General features: G+C 23.3%; 17 protein-coding genes and 1 tRNA gene. 9 read left to right on the top strand and 9 right to left on the bottom strand.

Going from position 1 to position 18,053, the window contains the following annotated elements:
• Positions 1–49: 49 nt before the first annotated feature.
• The 4 genes from miaA to pgi all read right to left on the bottom strand — a co-directional run bounded on the left by miaA (position 50) and on the right by pgi (position 6,324).
• Positions 50–955, bottom strand: a complete 906-nt coding sequence (gene miaA, locus D9V75_RS02770) for a tRNA (adenosine(37)-N6)-dimethylallyltransferase MiaA (RefSeq protein WP_222836968.1) — start codon at positions 953–955, stop codon at positions 50–52.
• A 491-nt stretch (positions 956–1,446) separates the two neighbouring features.
• Positions 1,447–2,610, bottom strand: a complete 1,164-nt coding sequence (locus D9V75_RS02775) for a mannitol-1-phosphate 5-dehydrogenase (protein ID WP_158343976.1) — start codon at positions 2,608–2,610, stop codon at positions 1,447–1,449.
• 64 nt (positions 2,611–2,674) lie between these two features.
• Positions 2,675–4,579, bottom strand: a complete 1,905-nt coding sequence (locus D9V75_RS02780) for a PTS mannitol transporter subunit IICBA (protein WP_158343978.1) — start codon at positions 4,577–4,579, stop codon at positions 2,675–2,677.
• Positions 4,580–4,674: 95 nt separating this feature from the next.
• Positions 4,675–6,324, bottom strand: coding sequence for a glucose-6-phosphate isomerase (gene pgi, locus D9V75_RS02785; protein ID WP_158343980.1), 1,650 nt, complete (start codon positions 6,322–6,324; stop codon positions 4,675–4,677).
• A 406-nt stretch (positions 6,325–6,730) separates the two neighbouring features.
• On the opposite strand from pgi, the gene orn reads away from it, so the two are divergent.
• Both orn and D9V75_RS02795 read left to right on the top strand, forming a co-directional pair.
• Positions 6,731–7,285 (top strand): oligoribonuclease, encoded by a 555-nt coding sequence (orn, locus tag D9V75_RS02790; RefSeq protein WP_158343982.1) that lies wholly within the window; start codon positions 6,731–6,733, stop codon positions 7,283–7,285.
• A 116-nt stretch (positions 7,286–7,401) separates the two neighbouring features.
• Positions 7,402–7,476, top strand: a tRNA-Gly gene (locus D9V75_RS02795).
• A gap of 352 nt (positions 7,477–7,828) precedes the next feature.
• Here D9V75_RS02795 and D9V75_RS03060 read toward each other — a convergent pair.
• Complete coding sequence (locus D9V75_RS03060; protein WP_261979426.1) at positions 7,829–8,008, bottom strand: hypothetical protein; 180 nt, start codon at positions 8,006–8,008, stop codon at positions 7,829–7,831.
• On the opposite strand from D9V75_RS03060, the gene D9V75_RS02800 reads away from it, so the two are divergent.
• The gene (locus D9V75_RS02800) at positions 7,950–8,606 is read left to right on the top strand and encodes an N-acetylmuramoyl-L-alanine amidase (RefSeq protein ID WP_261979452.1); all 657 of its coding nucleotides are present in this window, start codon (positions 7,950–7,952) and stop codon (positions 8,604–8,606) included. The genes D9V75_RS03060 and D9V75_RS02800 overlap by 59 nt on opposite strands.
• A gap of 143 nt (positions 8,607–8,749) precedes the next feature.
• Here D9V75_RS02800 and rpmE read toward each other — a convergent pair whose 3' ends face one another.
• Entirely contained in the window at positions 8,750–8,962 is a 213-nt protein-coding gene (gene rpmE, locus D9V75_RS02805; protein ID WP_158343986.1) for a 50S ribosomal protein L31, read from the bottom strand.
• A 514-nt stretch (positions 8,963–9,476) separates the two neighbouring features.
• Here rpmE and hslV point away from each other — a divergent pair.
• The 5 genes from hslV (at position 9,477) to coaD (ending at position 13,997) form a co-directional block, all read left to right on the top strand.
• Complete coding sequence (gene hslV, locus D9V75_RS02810) at positions 9,477–10,007, top strand: ATP-dependent protease subunit HslV (protein WP_158343988.1); 531 nt, start codon at positions 9,477–9,479, stop codon at positions 10,005–10,007.
• Positions 10,008–10,018: 11 nt separating this feature from the next.
• Entirely contained in the window at positions 10,019–11,350 is a 1,332-nt protein-coding gene (hslU, locus tag D9V75_RS02815) for an HslU--HslV peptidase ATPase subunit (protein ID WP_158343990.1), read from the top strand.
• A 196-nt stretch (positions 11,351–11,546) separates the two neighbouring features.
• Positions 11,547–12,026, top strand: a complete 480-nt coding sequence (locus D9V75_RS02820) for an Hsp20 family protein (protein WP_158343992.1) — start codon at positions 11,547–11,549, stop codon at positions 12,024–12,026.
• 117 nt (positions 12,027–12,143) lie between these two features.
• Positions 12,144–12,893 (top strand): FAD-binding oxidoreductase, encoded by a 750-nt coding sequence (locus tag D9V75_RS02825; protein WP_158343994.1) that lies wholly within the window; start codon positions 12,144–12,146, stop codon positions 12,891–12,893.
• Between the two features lie 606 nt (positions 12,894–13,499).
• Positions 13,500–13,997 carry a pantetheine-phosphate adenylyltransferase gene (coaD, locus tag D9V75_RS02830; RefSeq protein ID WP_158343996.1) on the top strand — a complete coding sequence of 166 codons (498 nt, stop codon included), beginning with the start codon at positions 13,500–13,502 and terminating at the stop codon, positions 13,995–13,997.
• 107 nt (positions 13,998–14,104) lie between these two features.
• On the opposite strand, the gene D9V75_RS02835 is transcribed toward coaD, so the two are convergent.
• Complete coding sequence (locus D9V75_RS02835; protein ID WP_158343998.1) at positions 14,105–14,905, bottom strand: hypothetical protein; 801 nt, start codon at positions 14,903–14,905, stop codon at positions 14,105–14,107.
• A 221-nt stretch (positions 14,906–15,126) separates the two neighbouring features.
• On the bottom strand, positions 15,127–15,522 hold the full coding sequence (locus tag D9V75_RS02840; protein ID WP_158343999.1) for a hypothetical protein: 396 nt from the start codon (positions 15,520–15,522) through the stop codon (positions 15,127–15,129).
• A gap of 201 nt (positions 15,523–15,723) precedes the next feature.
• Here D9V75_RS02840 and D9V75_RS02845 point away from each other — a divergent pair, with 201 nt between their 5' ends.
• Entirely contained in the window at positions 15,724–16,470 is a 747-nt protein-coding gene (locus D9V75_RS02845) for a class I SAM-dependent methyltransferase (RefSeq protein ID WP_158344001.1), read from the top strand.
• Between the two features lie 7 nt (positions 16,471–16,477).
• On the opposite strand, the gene D9V75_RS02850 is transcribed toward D9V75_RS02845, so the two are convergent.
• Complete coding sequence (locus D9V75_RS02850; protein ID WP_158344003.1) at positions 16,478–17,935, bottom strand: inorganic phosphate transporter; 1,458 nt, start codon at positions 17,933–17,935, stop codon at positions 16,478–16,480.
• Positions 17,936–18,053: the final 118 nt, after the last annotated feature.

The raw sequence follows: 18,053 nt of genomic DNA on the forward strand, positions 1-18,053 counted from the left end.
GCCTCAATGTATGATTAGTTTCATTAATTTTAAAAAATTTAGTGTCTGTTTAAATACTTATTTTGTTTATAATAATTTTAAATATTTTAGTAATTATTTGAATAGCATTTAGATCACTTTTTAATATGTTAATATTTTTCCATTTATTTAACCATGTTAATTGGTGTTTTGCTAATTTTCTAGTAGCATAAATAATTTCATAAAACATATCTCGATAACTGATTTTATATTCAAGATATTTCCACATTTGTCGATATCCTATACATCTAATTGATGGAAGTTTTAAACTTAAATCCCCTCTAAAAAATAACGTTTCTACTTCTTTTTGAAAATTTGCATTTAATATTCTTTTTACTCTTAATTTAATTTTTTCATTTATCCAATTTTTGTTTGGCGGTATAATTGCAAATTGAACAACAGTGTATGGTAATTTATAATTATTTTCATTTGTTAATTCTGTTAAATTTTTACCAGAAATATAAAATATTTCTAATGCTCTTAATAATCTTTGATGATCGTTTTTATGAATACGAATAGCAGAAATTGGATCTACTAATAACAGCTGTTCATGTAAAAAATTTTTTTCTATTTTTTTTTGTAATAAATATTCGCGAATTTTAAAATTTGATGGTGGTAAAATAGGAAGACCCTTTAAAAGGGTTTTATAATAAAACATTGTACCACCAACAAGGCAAGGTATTTTATTTGATTTAATAATATCTGAAATTTCACTTAAAGCATCGTTTAAAAATTCAGAAGCTGAATAACTTTCTATCGGATCTTTAATATTTATTAATCGATGAGGATGATTTAACAAATCAAAAATGCTAGGTTTATCTGTACCTATGTCCATTCCTTTATAAATTAAAGCTGAATCTACACTAATTAATTCGATTGGCAAATGTTTTCTTAAGTTAATCGCTACTTGACTTTTTCCGCAAGCAGTTGGACCCATTAAAAAAATTACAATTTTTTTATCTCGATTATTAAAGTTCATGTTTTTAAAATGTATAAAACTTTATTTAAAAAATATTTTTTATATTAAACGATTAAAAAACAGTTAAAATAACGTATTGATTTTTAAAGAATAAGAAAAAATTTAAATTTAGACTAACATTTTTTTGTTGTTTATTATTTTTTTGAAATGATGTTCGAAAAGATTTTATTATTATTTTACTATAAAAATATTAATTTTTTAACATAACAATGTTAGATATTTTTTAAATATATATTTAAAGTTTAAAACCTGATTAAAAAATTTAATATTATAAATCATAAAATATTCTTATAACAATTTTTTAATTTTATCAAAAATATTTTTAGGTGATTAAGCTTTTTCAAAAAATATATTGTAAAAAATTTTAAATAATTAATATTTTATTTTTAAAAATGATTAAAGAAAAAGTGTAAAAAAATTACTTTTTAATATTAAAATTATGTAATCAATTATAAAAAATTATTTAAGATAGAATGATATTCTAAAACAATTAAATCAATTATCTTATTATCTTGATTTAAATCACATATTTTTATTATAGTTTCTTTAATTCCAAATTTTTTAATTAAAGATGATATTTTTATAGATTCTAAATCATTTTTGTTTTTATAGTGAAATGCAGCTGAAACTCCTTTAATTAAATTAAAACAAGGTGTTTTATATTTTGTTGCTCCTAGTAATGGTTTAATTAATCTTTCATTTTTACTTAATTTTTGAATTGGATTACGTGCTACACGTTGAAGACTATCTGATAAAAAAGGATTTTCAAAACGAGAAAAAATTGTTTTAATATAAGATAAATGATTATTTTGATCACAATTAAAACGTTTTACTAAAAAATTACCACTTTCTTGCATTGCATTCTGAACAATTTTTCGAATATTTAAATCTAAAAGAGATTCATATATTGTTTTGTATTTTTTTATTGAACCTAAATATGCAGCTACTGCATGCCCAGTGTTTAGAGTTAATATTTTTCTATTAATAAAAAAATCTAAATTGTCGCTTAATTTCATATCAACAATTTTAGGTACAATTCCTTTGAATTGAGAACGATCAACTATCCATTCTCTAAAATCTTCTGCTATGATGGATAAATTATTTTTTTGAACAAGATTACTAAAAGGTACAATTGTATCTATGCTGCAATCTATAAAACCAATATATTCGAATAAATAATTATGATATTTTAAAGGTAATATATTCAAGATTCTTTTTTTTAAATAAGAACTAGCTTTGATTTTATTTTCACAAGAAATAATATTTAATATTTTAAAAGATTTTTTTTTAACTTTAAGTTTAATACCATCTGCAATAACACCTGCAATTTTTTCTAATGAGGAAATTCCTACAGCAGTAGTAATTAAGTCTACTTGTGTAATTATTTTTGTAATTTCTGCATTACAAGTGTTAATAGCATGAATGTTTTTAATCTTAATCAAATTTTCTTTCTGATTGCCGATAATTTTAATGTTGTATTCTTTATGATAATTTATAGAATCAACTAGATTTTGATTTGTATCCGAGAATATTACATTAAAACCAGATTCTGATAATGACTTTCCAATGAAACCACGTCCAATATTTCCCGCTCCAAAATGTAATGCTTGCATAAAGAATCCTAATTAAAATTTTTTTAACAATTTAATATTAAATTTTGAAAGATATAAAATTGCACTATTTTGCGCTTAATAGAGATAAAACCTCTTGCACACTACTTGTTTGAGATAATTTTTTAATTATTTTTCGATCATCTAACGCATTAGTAATGCTGCTAACTAGCGTGATATGTTCATTATTTTTGGCAGCAACACCAATAACAAGATACGCAATATCATCAATATTTTCTCCAAAAAGAACTCCTTTAGGAAATTGACAAAAAATTACTCCAGTTTTTAAAATGTCGTTTTTAGCTTCAATTGTGCCATGTGGTAAAGCTATTGACTCTCCAAGCCAAGTTGAAGTTATTTTTTCTCGCTCTAACATCGAATCAACATAATTAGATTTTACATATCCTTGTTTTACAAGATTATTACCAATGAATCTAATTGCTTCTTCTTTATTATTGGCATGCTGATTTAAAAAAATATTTTCTTTTCTAAATTCAAATCTTTTAGTTAATTTTTTTTCTTTTTGATCATCAATCAAATTGATTTTATGATCTTTTTTACATATTTTATTTTTTTTTAAACATTTTACTAAATTATCATAAAAATCATGACTGATAAAATTTTTTAAAGATATGTGTTGAGAATTAGGAGCGTATATTTTAGCTCGATTAGTTAAGTCTTGATGAGTAATTACTAAGTCTATATCTTTAGAAAGCAAATCAATAGCCATGTTTGATACAGAAACATGCATTAAGTTAGCTTTTTTTATTTTTTTTTGAAGCATGCTTGATCCCATTGCACTAGATCCCATACCAGCATCACAAGCAACTACAATTTTTTGAATATTATCAAAATTAATAGAGTTAAAATTACAATTGTTTCTATTTAACTTAAGTAAATTTAAGCCATTTTTAGGATTAATTATGACATTTTCATTATTTATAAAAGAACTATTTATATTACACTTTAATAATATAGAAGAAATAATAAAAGAAACTAGAAAAGAAAAAAATACTGCAATTCCATTGGCTAAATAACATTCTTTAGGAGTCATTGCTATAACAGACAAAATAGATCCAGGTGATGCTGCTGAAAAAAGTCCACCATGTAAAAAAGTAAGCAGAGAAATGCCCGTCATACTTCCTAAAATAAGAGAAAAAATTAATTTTGGTTTATTTAAAACGTAAGGAAAATAGATCTCATGAACTCCTCCGAAAAAATGAATAATAGAAGCTGCTCCAGAAGATTTAGACAATTCTCCTTTACCAAAATAAAACCATGCCATTAAAACTCCTAATCCTGGACCAGGATTTGATTCTATTAAAAAAAATATAGAACTATTTTTTTGAGAAATATCTTGAATGCCTAGAATTGAAAATACTCCGTGATTGATTATATTATTTAAAAAAAATATTTTAGCAGGCTCTATAATAATAGCAAGAATAGGTAATAAATTATGATTAACTGCTGAATTTACTAAAAATCCCAAAGCATTGGAAATCCATTCAATAGTTGGTCCAATAGTATAAAATGAAATTATTGACCATAATATTCCAATTGCAGAAATAGAAAAATTATTTACTAACATCTCAAATCCATTTGTGATTTTGTGATTTATTTTTTTATCAAAATATTTTATGCTCCAACCTCCCAATGGACCAACAATCATAGCTCCTAAAAGCATTGGTATGCTAGTACTAGTTATTACTCCCATAGTAGCTATAATCCCTACTAAACCTCCTCTTTCAGATCCAATTAATTTTCCCCCAGTATATCCAACAAGTAATGGCAAAAGATAAAAAATTATAGCTGATATCAGTTTCTGATCTATAATTTTATTAGGTTGCCATCCTGAAGATGTGAATAATGCACTCATAATGCCCCATACAATAAATATACTTATGTTTGGCATTATCATATTACTTAAAAATCGACCAAAAATTTGTATTTTTGATTTAATCAACATCAACATATTAACCACTCATTCTAGGTAACTAAAAAATATAAAAAATCAGATCTAAAACCTTTAATTTAAATATTTTTGATAATTAAATCAAAAATACATACTTACTTGATAAAAGAATTATAAAAATTGATGAGACCATGAGTCGAAGAATCATAACATTTATCTTCTTTTTTTTGATTTAAATAACTATATATATTTTCTGCTAATTCTTTTCCTATTTCCACTCCCCATTGATCGAAACTAAAAATATTTAAAATATGACCTTGAACAAAAATTTTATGCTCATATAAAGCAATTAACGCTCCTAAATTATAAGGATTAACTTTTCTTATAAGAATTGAATTAGTTGGTTGATTTCCTTTACATACTTTAAAAGGTAAAATTCTATTTATTTCAATATCTGATTTTCCAGATAATATCAACTCTTTTAAGATAGTTTCTTTAGATTTTCCAAAAGCTAATGCTCGAGTTTGTGAAAAAAAATTAGATATTAGCTTAAGGTGATGATGTCCTATTTCGTTATGAGACAAAACAGGAGCAATGAAATCAGAAGGAATTAATTTAGTTCCTTGATGCATCAATTGATAAAACGCATGTTGACCATTTGTTCCAGGCTCTCCCCAAATAATAGGACCAGTTTGATACCTTACTTTTCTTCCATATTTATCAACAGATTTTCCATTAGATTCCATGTTAGATTGTTGGAAATAAGCTGAAAAACGATGCATATATTGATCATATGGAAGTATAGCTTCAGTTTCAGAACCAAAAAAATTAGCATACCAAATACTAATTAAAGCAAGTAATATTGGAATATTTTTGCTATAACTAGTGTTTAGAAAATGATTATCCATATCATGAGCTCCATTTAAAAACTTTTTAAAATTTTCAAATCCAATTGATAAAATAATAGATAATCCCGCTGCAGACCATAATGAAAATCGACCACCTACCCAATTCCAAAATTCAAAAAAATTGTTTGAGTTAATACCAAACTTTAAAACATTTTTAATGTTAGTTGATAAGGCAAAAAAGTGTTTGTCTAGTGCATGTAAATTTTTTGATTTTTTTAAAAACCATATTTTTGCGCTATTCGCATTAGTCATTGTTTCATCTGTTTTAAAACTTTTAGAAGCTATTAAAAATAACGTTCTTTCTGGATTTATTTTTTTTAAAATTTCGCACAAATGAGTACCATCTACATTTGAAACATAGTGTATATTTAAATGATTTTTATATGGACGGAGCGCTTCTGTAACCATGTACGGACCTAAATCTGAACCTCCAATTCCAATATTTACAATGTCGGAGATAGACTTTCCAGTATAACCTTTCCAATTGCCACTAATAACAAGATTTGAAAATAATCTCATTTTTTCAAGAACATTATTAATTTTTGTCATTATATTGCATTTATCGACTATAATTGGATAATTAGTTTGATTTCGTAATGCTATATGCAATACAGGTCGATCTTCTGTATAATTAATTGAGTTTCCGGAAAACATTGAATTGATGGCGGATTTTATATTCATTTCTTCAGCTAAATGTAATAATTTGATCATAGTTTCATAAGTTATTCGATTTTTAGAAAAATCAACCAACATTTCATTATTAAATACAATAGAAAAATTATTGAATCGATTGATATCAACTGAAAAAAGATCTCTTAAATGAATATTTTTTATTTTTTTAAAGTGATTTTTTAAATCTTTCCAAGACGCAGTATGAATTAAATTAATATTTTTCATAAAAATCTACCTCTTTTATTAATTAAATATAAAATTTTTTACTGTTCATCTTAATATTTTTTTCTTTTAAATGTTAAAAATTATAAAAAATATTTTTATATTTTATCATATAAATATTATTTAAAAATAATTTTAAAAAACAAATCAGCATTAGTATTATAAATTTTTATTTCAATATATTTTAAATATTTACTTAATTATAGTTTTACAATTTTTTAATAAAAAACTTAATTTTTTATTTTTTACTGAATTTGTATTTTACAAAACCAGAAAAAATTTAGAAAATAAATTAAAATTATTTAAAAATAAAATTAATTCAATTTTAATAAAAATTTAAAAAATTGCTATATCCTTTAACTAAGTATGCTTTTATTTAAAAACCACAATATTCTAATAAATATAAAATATGAAAAATAACAATCTTATTTGGATTGATTTGGAAATGACAGGATTAAATCCTAGTGTTCATCGTATTATTGAAATTGCAACATTAGTTACAGATTCTAATTTAAATGTCATTTCCTTAGGGCCAGTTATTGCAGTACATCAAAATCAACAAAATATTTCACTAATGGACAAATGGAACGTTCGTGTTCATGAAAAAAATGGTTTAATAAAACGTGTCAAAACAAGTTTGTATGATGAACGTAAAGCTGAAGCAGAAACTATAGTTTTTTTAAAAAAATGGGTTCCTATTAAATCATCTCCTATGTGCGGAAACAGCATCACTCAAGATCGAAGATTTTTATTTCAGTATATGCCCGATTTAGAAAATTATTTTCACTATCGATGTATAGATGTTAGTACTCTCAAAGAATTAGTTTCTAGATGGAATCCTGTAATTTTTAAAAGAATGAAAAAAAAACACACTCATACAGCACTTCAAGATATTCAAGAATCTATAAAAGAATTAAATTTTTATAAAAAAAATTTTTTACTTACAGATTTATGTCTCAAATAATAAGAAATAATTTATATGTTTTAATTAAAAAATAATTTTATATAAAAATTAAAAAAGAAAGCTTGAAAAATATTTTTTATCTAGATAAAATGTATTCATTAAAAAATATAAAATTTGCGGGAATAGCTCAGCGGTAGAGCACAACCTTGCCAAGGTTGGGGTCGCGAGTTCAAATCTCGTTTCCCGCTCCAATCATATGATAGCAAAGTGCTATTTTCAAAATAAAAATTTTTTTCCATTTTTATACTAAAAATAAAAAAATTTATAATATATGTCAATTAATTAAGAATTAAACATCAATATAAAATTATTTTATAAAAACAGAATTATAAGTTTTTATTCATTAAAAACTTACTCAAATATTGAAACACTAATTCCTTTAATAAAATATTTAATTCATATTAAATGCATAGAAAATTAAGGAAAACATTTATGATTTTTTATTGTTTTTATAAGTGGATGATTTTTTCTTTCTTTTTATTTATTTTTCAGGTGCATGCCAATAATATTTCTTCAAATCAATATTATCTTAATAAGATATCATTAGATCTCATCAAAAAAAATAATTTCAAAAAAAAAATCAAAAACAAATTTTAGTTTCATTATAGATGAAAAAATTATCATTTTAATAGATCCAGGACATGGAGGAAAAGACCCTGGAGCAATAGGACATTCAGGATTACAAGAAAAAAAAGTAACTCTAAATATAGCTCTTAAAATCAAAAAACTGTTCGAAAAAGAAAAAAGATTTCAGATAATTTTAACTAGAAAAAATGACTGTAATCTCTCAGTACAAAAGAGAAAACAGTATTTTAAAAAACATTACGCCAATTTATTGGTATCTATTCATGTCAACTCTTCTAAAAAAGCGTACGTGTCAGGAGCCTCTACATGGATAATTTCAAATAACAGAATGAATCGAGAAATTAATAATTATTTAAAAAATAATAAAGAAATTATATTTTTTGAAAAAAAGATTCAAAAAATTTTAAATAAAAATATACTTAACATTGGTTTAAAAAAATCTATTCTTAATTTTCAATTTAATAATTTTCAAAAAATGGAAATTGATTTATCTGATTGTATTCTTAAAGAACTTAAAAAAAATACTAAACTGTATAAAAAAAATCCAAACTATGCAAACTTCGGAATTTTAAGTTCAATTAATATGCCTTCTTTATTAATTGAAATTGGTTTTATTACAAATTTTAAAGAAGAACAAAAATTAAAAACACAAAACTATCAAAATCATATTGCTTACTCTATCTATCACGCTTTAAAAAAATTTTTTTATTCAAAAAAAAATAAGAAAAATAATTAAAGCTATGTGTTTCACTCTTAGATTAAAAAGAGAATCATACTGAAAAATGTATAAAATATTTTCATATAGTTAAAAATATTTTATAAGCATCTAAAAGTTATTAATTAAAGACGCTTAAAATAAAAAATTAAATAAATATAACGCTATTTTCTTTCAGTAAGTTTAAAACGTTTTTTAAATCTTTCAACGCGACCTCCAGTATCAATAGTTCTTTGTTTTCCTGTATAAAATGGATGACATTTTGAACATATATCTAAATTTAAATTATGACTAATAGTAGAAAAAACTTGAACAATATTTCCGCAAGAACAAGTGGCTGTTATCTTAGAATAACAAGGATGGATTTTTTTTTTCATGAAAGTTCCTAAATATTTTCAATAATATGTAACACAAAAAACTGTTATCGATTAAAATACTAAAAAATAAATAATTTTTATCAAAAAAGATACATAAAAACATATGCATTATAATTCAAACAAAATTAATTCGGTGTATTTTGAAAAAAAAAAAAATAAAATCTAAAATATATATATTTTTAACATCAATTATATTTATTTTTTTTATTTTTTTTATTTTTTTTAAAATAAACGCAATCAAAACTAATGTAACACAAAAAAAAATTAATGATCAAGATACAAAAAATAATAATTTATTACCTCCAAAACCTAAAAATAAATGGAAATATATTAAAAAATTAGAAAATTTATAAAAGATTTACAGTTATCTGATAAAAAATATTTCCTTTTTGATTTTAAAAATATTTCCAAAATGTAAAATTAATTAAGAAAAATATAAATATTTTTAATATAAATTAAAATTTAATAAAAATTTTTTATTTCAAATAAAAACGATATTTAAGAGGTTTTTCTCGTGACCACAATATTAAGCGTAAGATTAAAAAACCAAGTAGTAATTGGAGGTGATGGTCAAGCAACTTTAGGCAATACTATCATGAAAAGTAACGTAAAGAAAATTAGAACTCTTTATCACGAAAAAGTTATTGCTGGTTTTGCAGGCGGAACTGCAGATGCTTTTACTTTATTTGAAATGTTTGAAAAAAAACTAGGAATTTATCAAGGTCAATTGCAGCGTTCTGCTATTGAACTAGCTAAAGATTGGAGATCAGATCGAATGCTGAGAAAACTTGAAGCTTTACTAGCTGTAGCTGATAAAGATACTTCTTTAATTATTACGGGAAATGGAGATGTAATACAACCTGAAGATGACTTAATAGCTATAGGATCCGGAGGAAGTTACGCTCAATCCGCTGCTCGAGCATTAATAGAAAACACTAATTTTAATGCTAATCAAATCGTAGAAAAATCACTAACAATTGCTGCAAACATCTGTATTTATACCAATCACACTTTTACTATAAAAAAACTAATTTCAGAAAAATAAGGATTATCTCCATGTCTGATATGACTCCTCCTCAAATTGTTTCTGAACTTGACAAATTTATTATCGGTCAATCAAAAGCAAAAAGAGCTGTATCTATTGCATTAAGGAACCGCTGGCGTCGAATGCAACTCAATAGCGAATTACGTCACGAAATTACGCCTAAAAATATTTTAATGATAGGTCCAACTGGAGTAGGAAAAACAGAAATCGCCAGACGTTTAGCTAAATTAGCAAACTCTCCCTTTATTAAAGTTGAGGCCACTAAATTCACTGAAGTAGGATATGTAGGTAAAGAAGTTGACTCTATTATTCGAGATTTAACAGATGCTGCAATTAAAATGATCCGAATCAAAAAAATAAAAAAAAATAAAGCAAGAGTTGCAGAAATAGTTGAAGAAAGAATTTTAGATGTTCTTGTTCCAAGACCAAAAAATAATTGGACAGAAACTGAAAAAAATGAAAGTTTAATAAAAACTATACAAAAATTTAGAAAAAAATTAAGAGAAGGTACGTTGAATGAAAGAGAGATAGAAATTAATGTATTATCTTCTTCTATGGGTGTAGAAATAATGGCTCCTCCAGGAATGGAAGAACTAACAAATCAATTGCAGTCTTTATTTCAAAATTTAGGAAATCACAAAAAAAATAGAAGAAGACTCAAAATTAAAGATGCAATAATTCTATTAACAGAAGAAGAAGCATTCAAATTAGTAAATCCAGAAGAAATTAAAAAAGAAGCCATTCACGAAGTAGAACAAAATGGAATCGTTTTTGTAGACGAAATTGATAAAATATGTAAAAGAGGAGATTCTTCTGGACCAGATGTTTCTAGAGAAGGAGTGCAACGAGATTTGCTGCCATTAATTGAAGGGTGTACTGTATCTACCAAACATGGAATGATTAAAACTGATCATATTTTGTTTATTGCATCTGGAGCTTTTCAAACATCTACTCCTTCCGATTTAATCCCTGAACTACAAGGACGTCTTCCAATTAGGGTAGAATTACAAGCACTTACAATTAATGATTTTGAAAAAATATTAACAGAACCAAAAGCATCTATTACTGAACAATATAAAGCACTTATGGAAACAGAAGGTGTTTCTATAAATTTTACTAAAGACGGAATCAGAAATATTGCTGAAGCTGCTTGGAAAGTTAATGAATCTATGGAAAATATTGGAGCTCGTAGGTTGCATACTGTACTAGAGAAATTAATGGAAGATATATCTTTTAACGCAAGCGATAACAATGGAAAAAAAATTAAAATTGACTCAAATTATGTAGGAAAACATTTAGATCAATTAATATCTAACGAGGATCTTAGTCGTTTTATTTTGTAAGGTTTTTCGTTGTATTAAAATAATTAAAATATTTGTCCATTGTTGTAAATATTCGAATGGATGAATATTTTTTAATAAAAAATTTATTTTTTCTATTGAAAAAAACAAAAAATACCCTATATCAATAGAAAGAAGAAACTTTTTAGTGTATAAAATTCAAATATTTTTCAATATAAAAAGTATCAAGGAGATTTTTATGTCTTATCGTTCTCTTTCTTTTATACCAAGTTTTCATCACGACAGTGTTTTTTCAAATAGATTTAATCAAATTGATAAAATGTTTAGCACTTTAACTGGAGAAAAACCAATATCTGATACTCCTTTATACAATCTATGTCAAATTAGTGAAACACAATATAAATTATCAATCAGTATCCCAGGATATAAAGAATCAGAATTAGATATATCTGTACATAATAATGAACTGTTAATTACTGGAAAAAAAGAGAAACAAAAAAAAGAAAAAGAAGAATTAATAAAATGGCTACATAAAAGTATAACAATTAGCGACTTTTCTCTTCAATTTAAATTAAACCATAAAATTAAAGTTCAACGAGCAGAATTATCTTTAGGTATACTAGTGTTAAATTTTGAATGTCAAATTCCAGAAGAAGAAAAACCTAAAAAAATACTAATTTCTACGGAAAAAAATAATAAAATTATTGAAAAAAAATAATTTTTTAAAATCCTTAATAAAATAACAATTTTTAGATATTAATTACATCATTGTACTTATTATTAAAAAATAAAAGTACAATGATAAAAATAATTTATAAGTAACTTAGGATAAATAATGAATCCATGGATTAAAGCGACAGTTTTAGAAATAAATAGATGGACTGAAAATTTATTTAGTCTTATTTTACGAGCATCTATATCTTCTTTTAAAGCCGGACAATTTACTAAATTAGCGTTACAAGATTTTAATAAAAAAAAAATTCAAAGAGCTTATTCTTACGTTAATGCTCCTAATGATACAAATATAGAGATTTATATTAGGAGAATTTCTAATGGAAATTTAAGTAATCAGTTGTATTATCTTAAAAATGGAAGTGAAATTTTTATTAAAAAAAACGCATATGGTTTCTTTGTTTTAGATGAAATACCAGATTCTGAAATATTATGGATGTTTGCTACAGGTGCAGCTATAGGTCCTTACTGTTCTATTTTACAAGAAAGAAAAAATACTCATAGATTTAAAAAAATTGTCTTAGTACATGCTGCAAAATATCAAAATGAATTAAACTATTTACCATTAATGAAAAAACTTTTAAAAATATACGACGGGCAGTTAAAAATTCAAACTATTCTTAGTCAAGAGGAAAGTAAATATTCTTTAGTTGGAAGAATTCCTTTTTTATTAAGTAATAAATCTTTAGAAAAAAAAATTGGTTTAAATATAAATAAAAAAAATTCTCATATTATGCTATGTGGAAATCCTAATATGATTAAAGATACTTACAATTTTTTAAAAACTCATAAAAATATGAAAAAAAATTTAAGACGTGCACCTGGTCATATCACAGTTGAAAGTTACTGGTAAATTTACCATTTCACAATATAAATTAATAAAAAATTAGTAAAAAATAAACTTTTTTAAAATATATTCATGTAATTAAATACATTTAATTTAATAGTACTTTCTTTAAAAAATTTGTTTGATTAAATTATTTTATTAGTTTATCTACAAAAAATACTTAAATCTTAATAAAAAATTTTAAGCATTTTATGAATAACAAAATGTAAATTTTAAATTTTATTAATAAAGAATTATTTCTCAATAAAAAAATATAAAAATAAATAAAATTTCTATAAATTTATTTAAATTTAATACTTTAACAATGAATTTTTATTATCATTTAACAAAATAAAAAACAATACTACTGAATTTAAGCAAGTTTAAGGTTATAAAATTTATTTTTCAAAAATTTTTAAAATTATAATTAATTTAACTCATAAAGTACTTTCATGTCATTAATAAGTATTTTATTAAAAAATTAAATTTTTTATTATTGTTGACAATAATTTTAATCTTAAAAAAATTAATATTAATATTACTATTGTAAATATTTTAGTATGATATAAAAATAAATTTCTAAAAAAGATATTCATAAATATTTTTTCAAAAAAATTACTTATAGATTAAAAAATGAATAAAAATGCAATATATCCTGGTACTTTTGATCCAATTACATATGGACATTTAGATATAATCACACGTGCTTCAAAAATTTTTGATCACATAATTATTGCAATTTCTGAAAGTTTTCATAAAAAACCAATTTTCAACTTAAAAGAGCGTATAAAATTAACAAAAATTGCTACATCTCATTTAATAAACATAAAAAAAATAATTGGATTTAATGATTTAGTTGCTAATTTAGCAAAACAAGAAAATTCTAAAGTTCTTATTAGAGGAGTTCGTACAATATTTGATTTCGATTATGAAATTAAATTAGCTGCTATTAATAAACAAATTTATCCACATCTAGAAAGCGTCTTTTTTCTTTCTTCTAAAGAAGTATCATTTATATCTTCATCGTTCGTAAAAGAAATAGCAAAATATAACGGAAATTTTAAACCATATCTTCCTAAAAAAATATATTTTGCTTCTTTAAAAAAATTGAATAAACTGTCTTTAAAATAATTAGTATTTTTGTATTTTTATTCATTAATAATTTTAAAAATTAAAAATAATAGGGTATACATATGATACCCTATTAAAAAACAATTGTTTAATATTTTGTATAAAAATTATTGAACAAAATATGAATATTTTATAATTGGTTTATTTTCAGGTGACACTATTACTGTTGAACGCACTCCAAAAAAACTGTATTTTTTAATATAATTTTTATCTTTTAATTCTAAATTAGATAAATAAGTAGCAACTAACTTTATTGATCCGTTTTCTAACATATTAATTTTGTAAATATTTTTTTGATTTTTAAGTTCATACTCTTTAAGTTCAGGATTTTCAGAATACAATTGAAGCAATGGTTGATTTAAAAATTTATCATTAGCATATGTAGAAATTAATACCTGATAATCTTCATTTGGTACAATTTCTTTAAATATTTTTTGCATTTTTGATTTATCATCTAAGAAAATTAATCTTCCATCAATGATAATAAAAAATGGAATGGAATCAGCCATAAAATCGCTGTCTAATTTTTTAGATAAAATTAATTCTTCGTAAGATTTTTTAAAATAATTAATAGTTGAAAATATATTTTGAGGGGTATTAAATCTGTCAGATACTTGCCAAATTCTATGATTCATAAAATGATCGTAACGAGATTTTTTTGCACTTTCATCCATTCTTTCTTGGAAAGTTTTTTCTTTTTTGAAGACGTTTTTTCTTCCTTTTAAATTGAAATCTTCTTCTAATATGTTGAAGGGATAATATTCGTCTTGAGTTTTAACTGGAGGAGTGACAACAAAAAGATCAGGAAATGAACTTTGAGATTCGGGATGCTGTGGATTATTATTAAATGTATTGATAATTTTTATCTTTCCTTGAGATCTAATTTTTTCAATGATTGCTTTTATCATAATTTTAGAAGACTCAACTACTTGTTTAAGATTTTCAATGTATTTAATTAAAGCTTCTATCGCTGCATTTTTAGCATATATAGCAAATTTATATACTTCTTTTATAATTTTTTTATAGCTGTTTTGAATTGTATCTTGAAATGTTTCAAAAATAGATCTTGATGTGCATAAATAATTAATATTTTGAATTATTTTATTAAATATTTTTTTTGTATTATCAATTATATTAAAATTTGATTCAAAAAGAGTTTTTTTTTCTCAAATAAATTTTGAATTATTTCGTTTTTTTGATTAAAAAAATTTTTAATATATTTTAAATTTTTTGAATTTAAAAAAAGTTTATTAAAATTAATATATTTATATATTTCTTTCTTTTTTTTTGTTTTTTCTAAATTTAAAAAAGAAGATTTTTTATGTATTTCATCAGTATTTAAAAAATTAATTTTATTATTAAAAGAAATTGATACTTTGCTTTTGCTATCACTAAACAAATTTAAATTTTTTTTATCTTCTATTTTTTTTTCTGTATTTTTTAAAAAAAATTTTTTTGAATTTTTATACTCATAAACGTTTGAATTAAATTTTACGTTTTTTGTATTAATAGAGTTATGTGACATAATATTTTTTTCCTTTTTTATTTACTATTTGATATAATTAAAACTATAAAAAATAGTCTAAAATTATTATTTTTCTTAAAATTAACAATTTAGGTTGTCAGTTATTTCATATTACAAAAAAAATTAAAGTAATTATAATAAAATACTGTCAATGTATACATTCTAAATACATTTTTTAAAAAGTCAATTAATAATATAAAAATGGGAATATATTTAATTTACAAATTTAATAATAAAAGAATACAAAATTTAATTCACTCACTTAATTTAAAACATGATAAAAATGCATCAATGGCCTTAGTAGTAAATCATGATTCATTAGAATTGAATGATCTTGAAAATCCAAAAAAAGGCTCTATAAAAGTTGATTTCACTTCTAAAAAGAATAATTATAGATGTTATAAATCTAAAATGAAAAAAGAAATTTTATACAGAGCAATAGGAATAAAAAAATCATATTTTCCATTTGTTTTAGATCTCACTGGAGGATTAGGATCTGATGCTTTTATACTTTCTTTTCTTGGATGCCGTGTCATAATGATAGAACGTCATCCAGTGGTAATGGCTTTATTAAGAGACGGATTAGATAGAGGATATAAAGATAAAAAAATAGGTTTTTGGTTAAAAAAAAGATTATTTTTAATTTTTAACGACAGTTTAAAGATTAAAAAACTTCCTATTTTACAGCCAGATGTAATTTATATAGATCCCATGTACCCTGATAAAAAAAAAACAGCTTTACCAAAAAAAGAAATGCAATTTCTTCAAAAACTAATTGGAAAAAATGATGATTGTGACCATTTAATCACTCTTTCTAAAGAGCTAGCAAAAAAAAGAATTGTTGTAAAACGTCCTTGTTATGCACCACCTTTATCAAAAGAAAAAGTAGATTTTATTATTAAAGGAAAATCTCATCGTTTTGATATATATAATTCTATTATAAAATAGAAGCAATTTATATAAAAAATAAAGTTATCCAATAAAAAAAACTAGATAATAAAATTGAAACAGGTAAAGTTAATATCCATGAAAGAGCTATATTTTTAATGGTTTTCATCTGAACGCCATCTCCGTCAATTAGCATCGTACCTGCTACAGAAGATGAAAGAATATGTGTTGTCGAAACAGGAATTCCGGTATAGCTTGCTATTCCAATTGAAAAAGATGCAGTAATTTGAGCTGACATTGCTTGTGCATAAGTCATTTTTTTTCTTCCTATTTTTTCTCCAATAGTGATAACTATGCGTTTCCAACCTATCATAGTGCCTATTGATAAAGAGAATGCAACAACTAATATAATCCAAATTGGAGCATATTCTACTGTTTTAAGAACATTTTTTTGAGTTTTTTCTAAGTAGTATCGATCTTTAACAGTTATATGAGAAGAGTTTATTATATTATTAATTTCATCAGAAATACACAATAAAAAATGACGTAATTGAGTTTTTTCTTCAATATTTAATTTATTATAGCTAGATGTGTTATAAAGTACCAATTTTATATTTTTTACATTTTTTTTAATTTTAAAATAATAACATCGATCAAACAAACGTTTATTATAACTGTCATTAAAACTTTTATTATTATTAGAATAATATTTTTCTAAATTAAAAATAGCATTTTTTGTACAATTTATTTCATTTTTTGAAGCGTTTAAATTAACTAAAAAACTAGATGGTGCAATACTTATTAATACAAGCATGATCAGTCCAATTCCCTTTTGCCCATCATTTGCACCATGCGCATAACTAACTCCAATAGAAGAAAAAATTAAAAAAATTCGAATTAAAAATGGAGGATTTTTTTTTCCATCCATTTCTTTTCGTTCTACAGGTGTCATATGAATTCGATAAAAATTTTTATTTTTTTTTGAAACATATCTTAATAAAAAAACTAAGCTACCTGCTATAATTAAACCTACAATAGGAGAAAAAATTAGAGATAAAAAAATGCTTGTCATTTTCGGAATATTGAGAGCATTTATTAAAGATAAATCTTTAATAATAGCATTAGTTAAACCAATGCCAATTATGGACCCAATAAGGGAGTGAGAGCTTGATGCTGGTAAACAAAAATACCATGTAGATAAATTCCAAAGTATTGTAGCTGATAACATAGAAAAAACCATAGCAAGAGCATTTTTAGAATCAGCATTTATCAATAAATCATTAGGTAATAAGTGAACAATTGCATATGCAACAGTTAATCCTCCTAATAGAACACCTAAAAAATTAAATAATCCTGACATGATAACCGCAAAATGAGCAGATGTTGCTCGAGTGTAAATTAAAGTTGAAACCGAATTTGCAGTATCATGAAAACCATTAATGGCTTCATAAAATAATACAAATAATAAAGCTAAAAAAATAGATAAACTATGATTCAAATCAGAATTAAAAAATAAATATAGCATAATCTTTAAGCCATTTTGATGAATTGAACTAAGTTTATTATCTGTGAGAAACTATGCTTGAGGAAAGAAAAATATTAATTTTATTTTCAATAGTTATGAAGTAAAAATTAAAATTAGT

Source organism: Buchnera aphidicola (Muscaphis stroyani), from assembly GCF_005080865.1.
GTDB lineage: Bacteria > Pseudomonadota > Gammaproteobacteria > Enterobacterales > Enterobacteriaceae > Buchnera > Buchnera aphidicola_AG.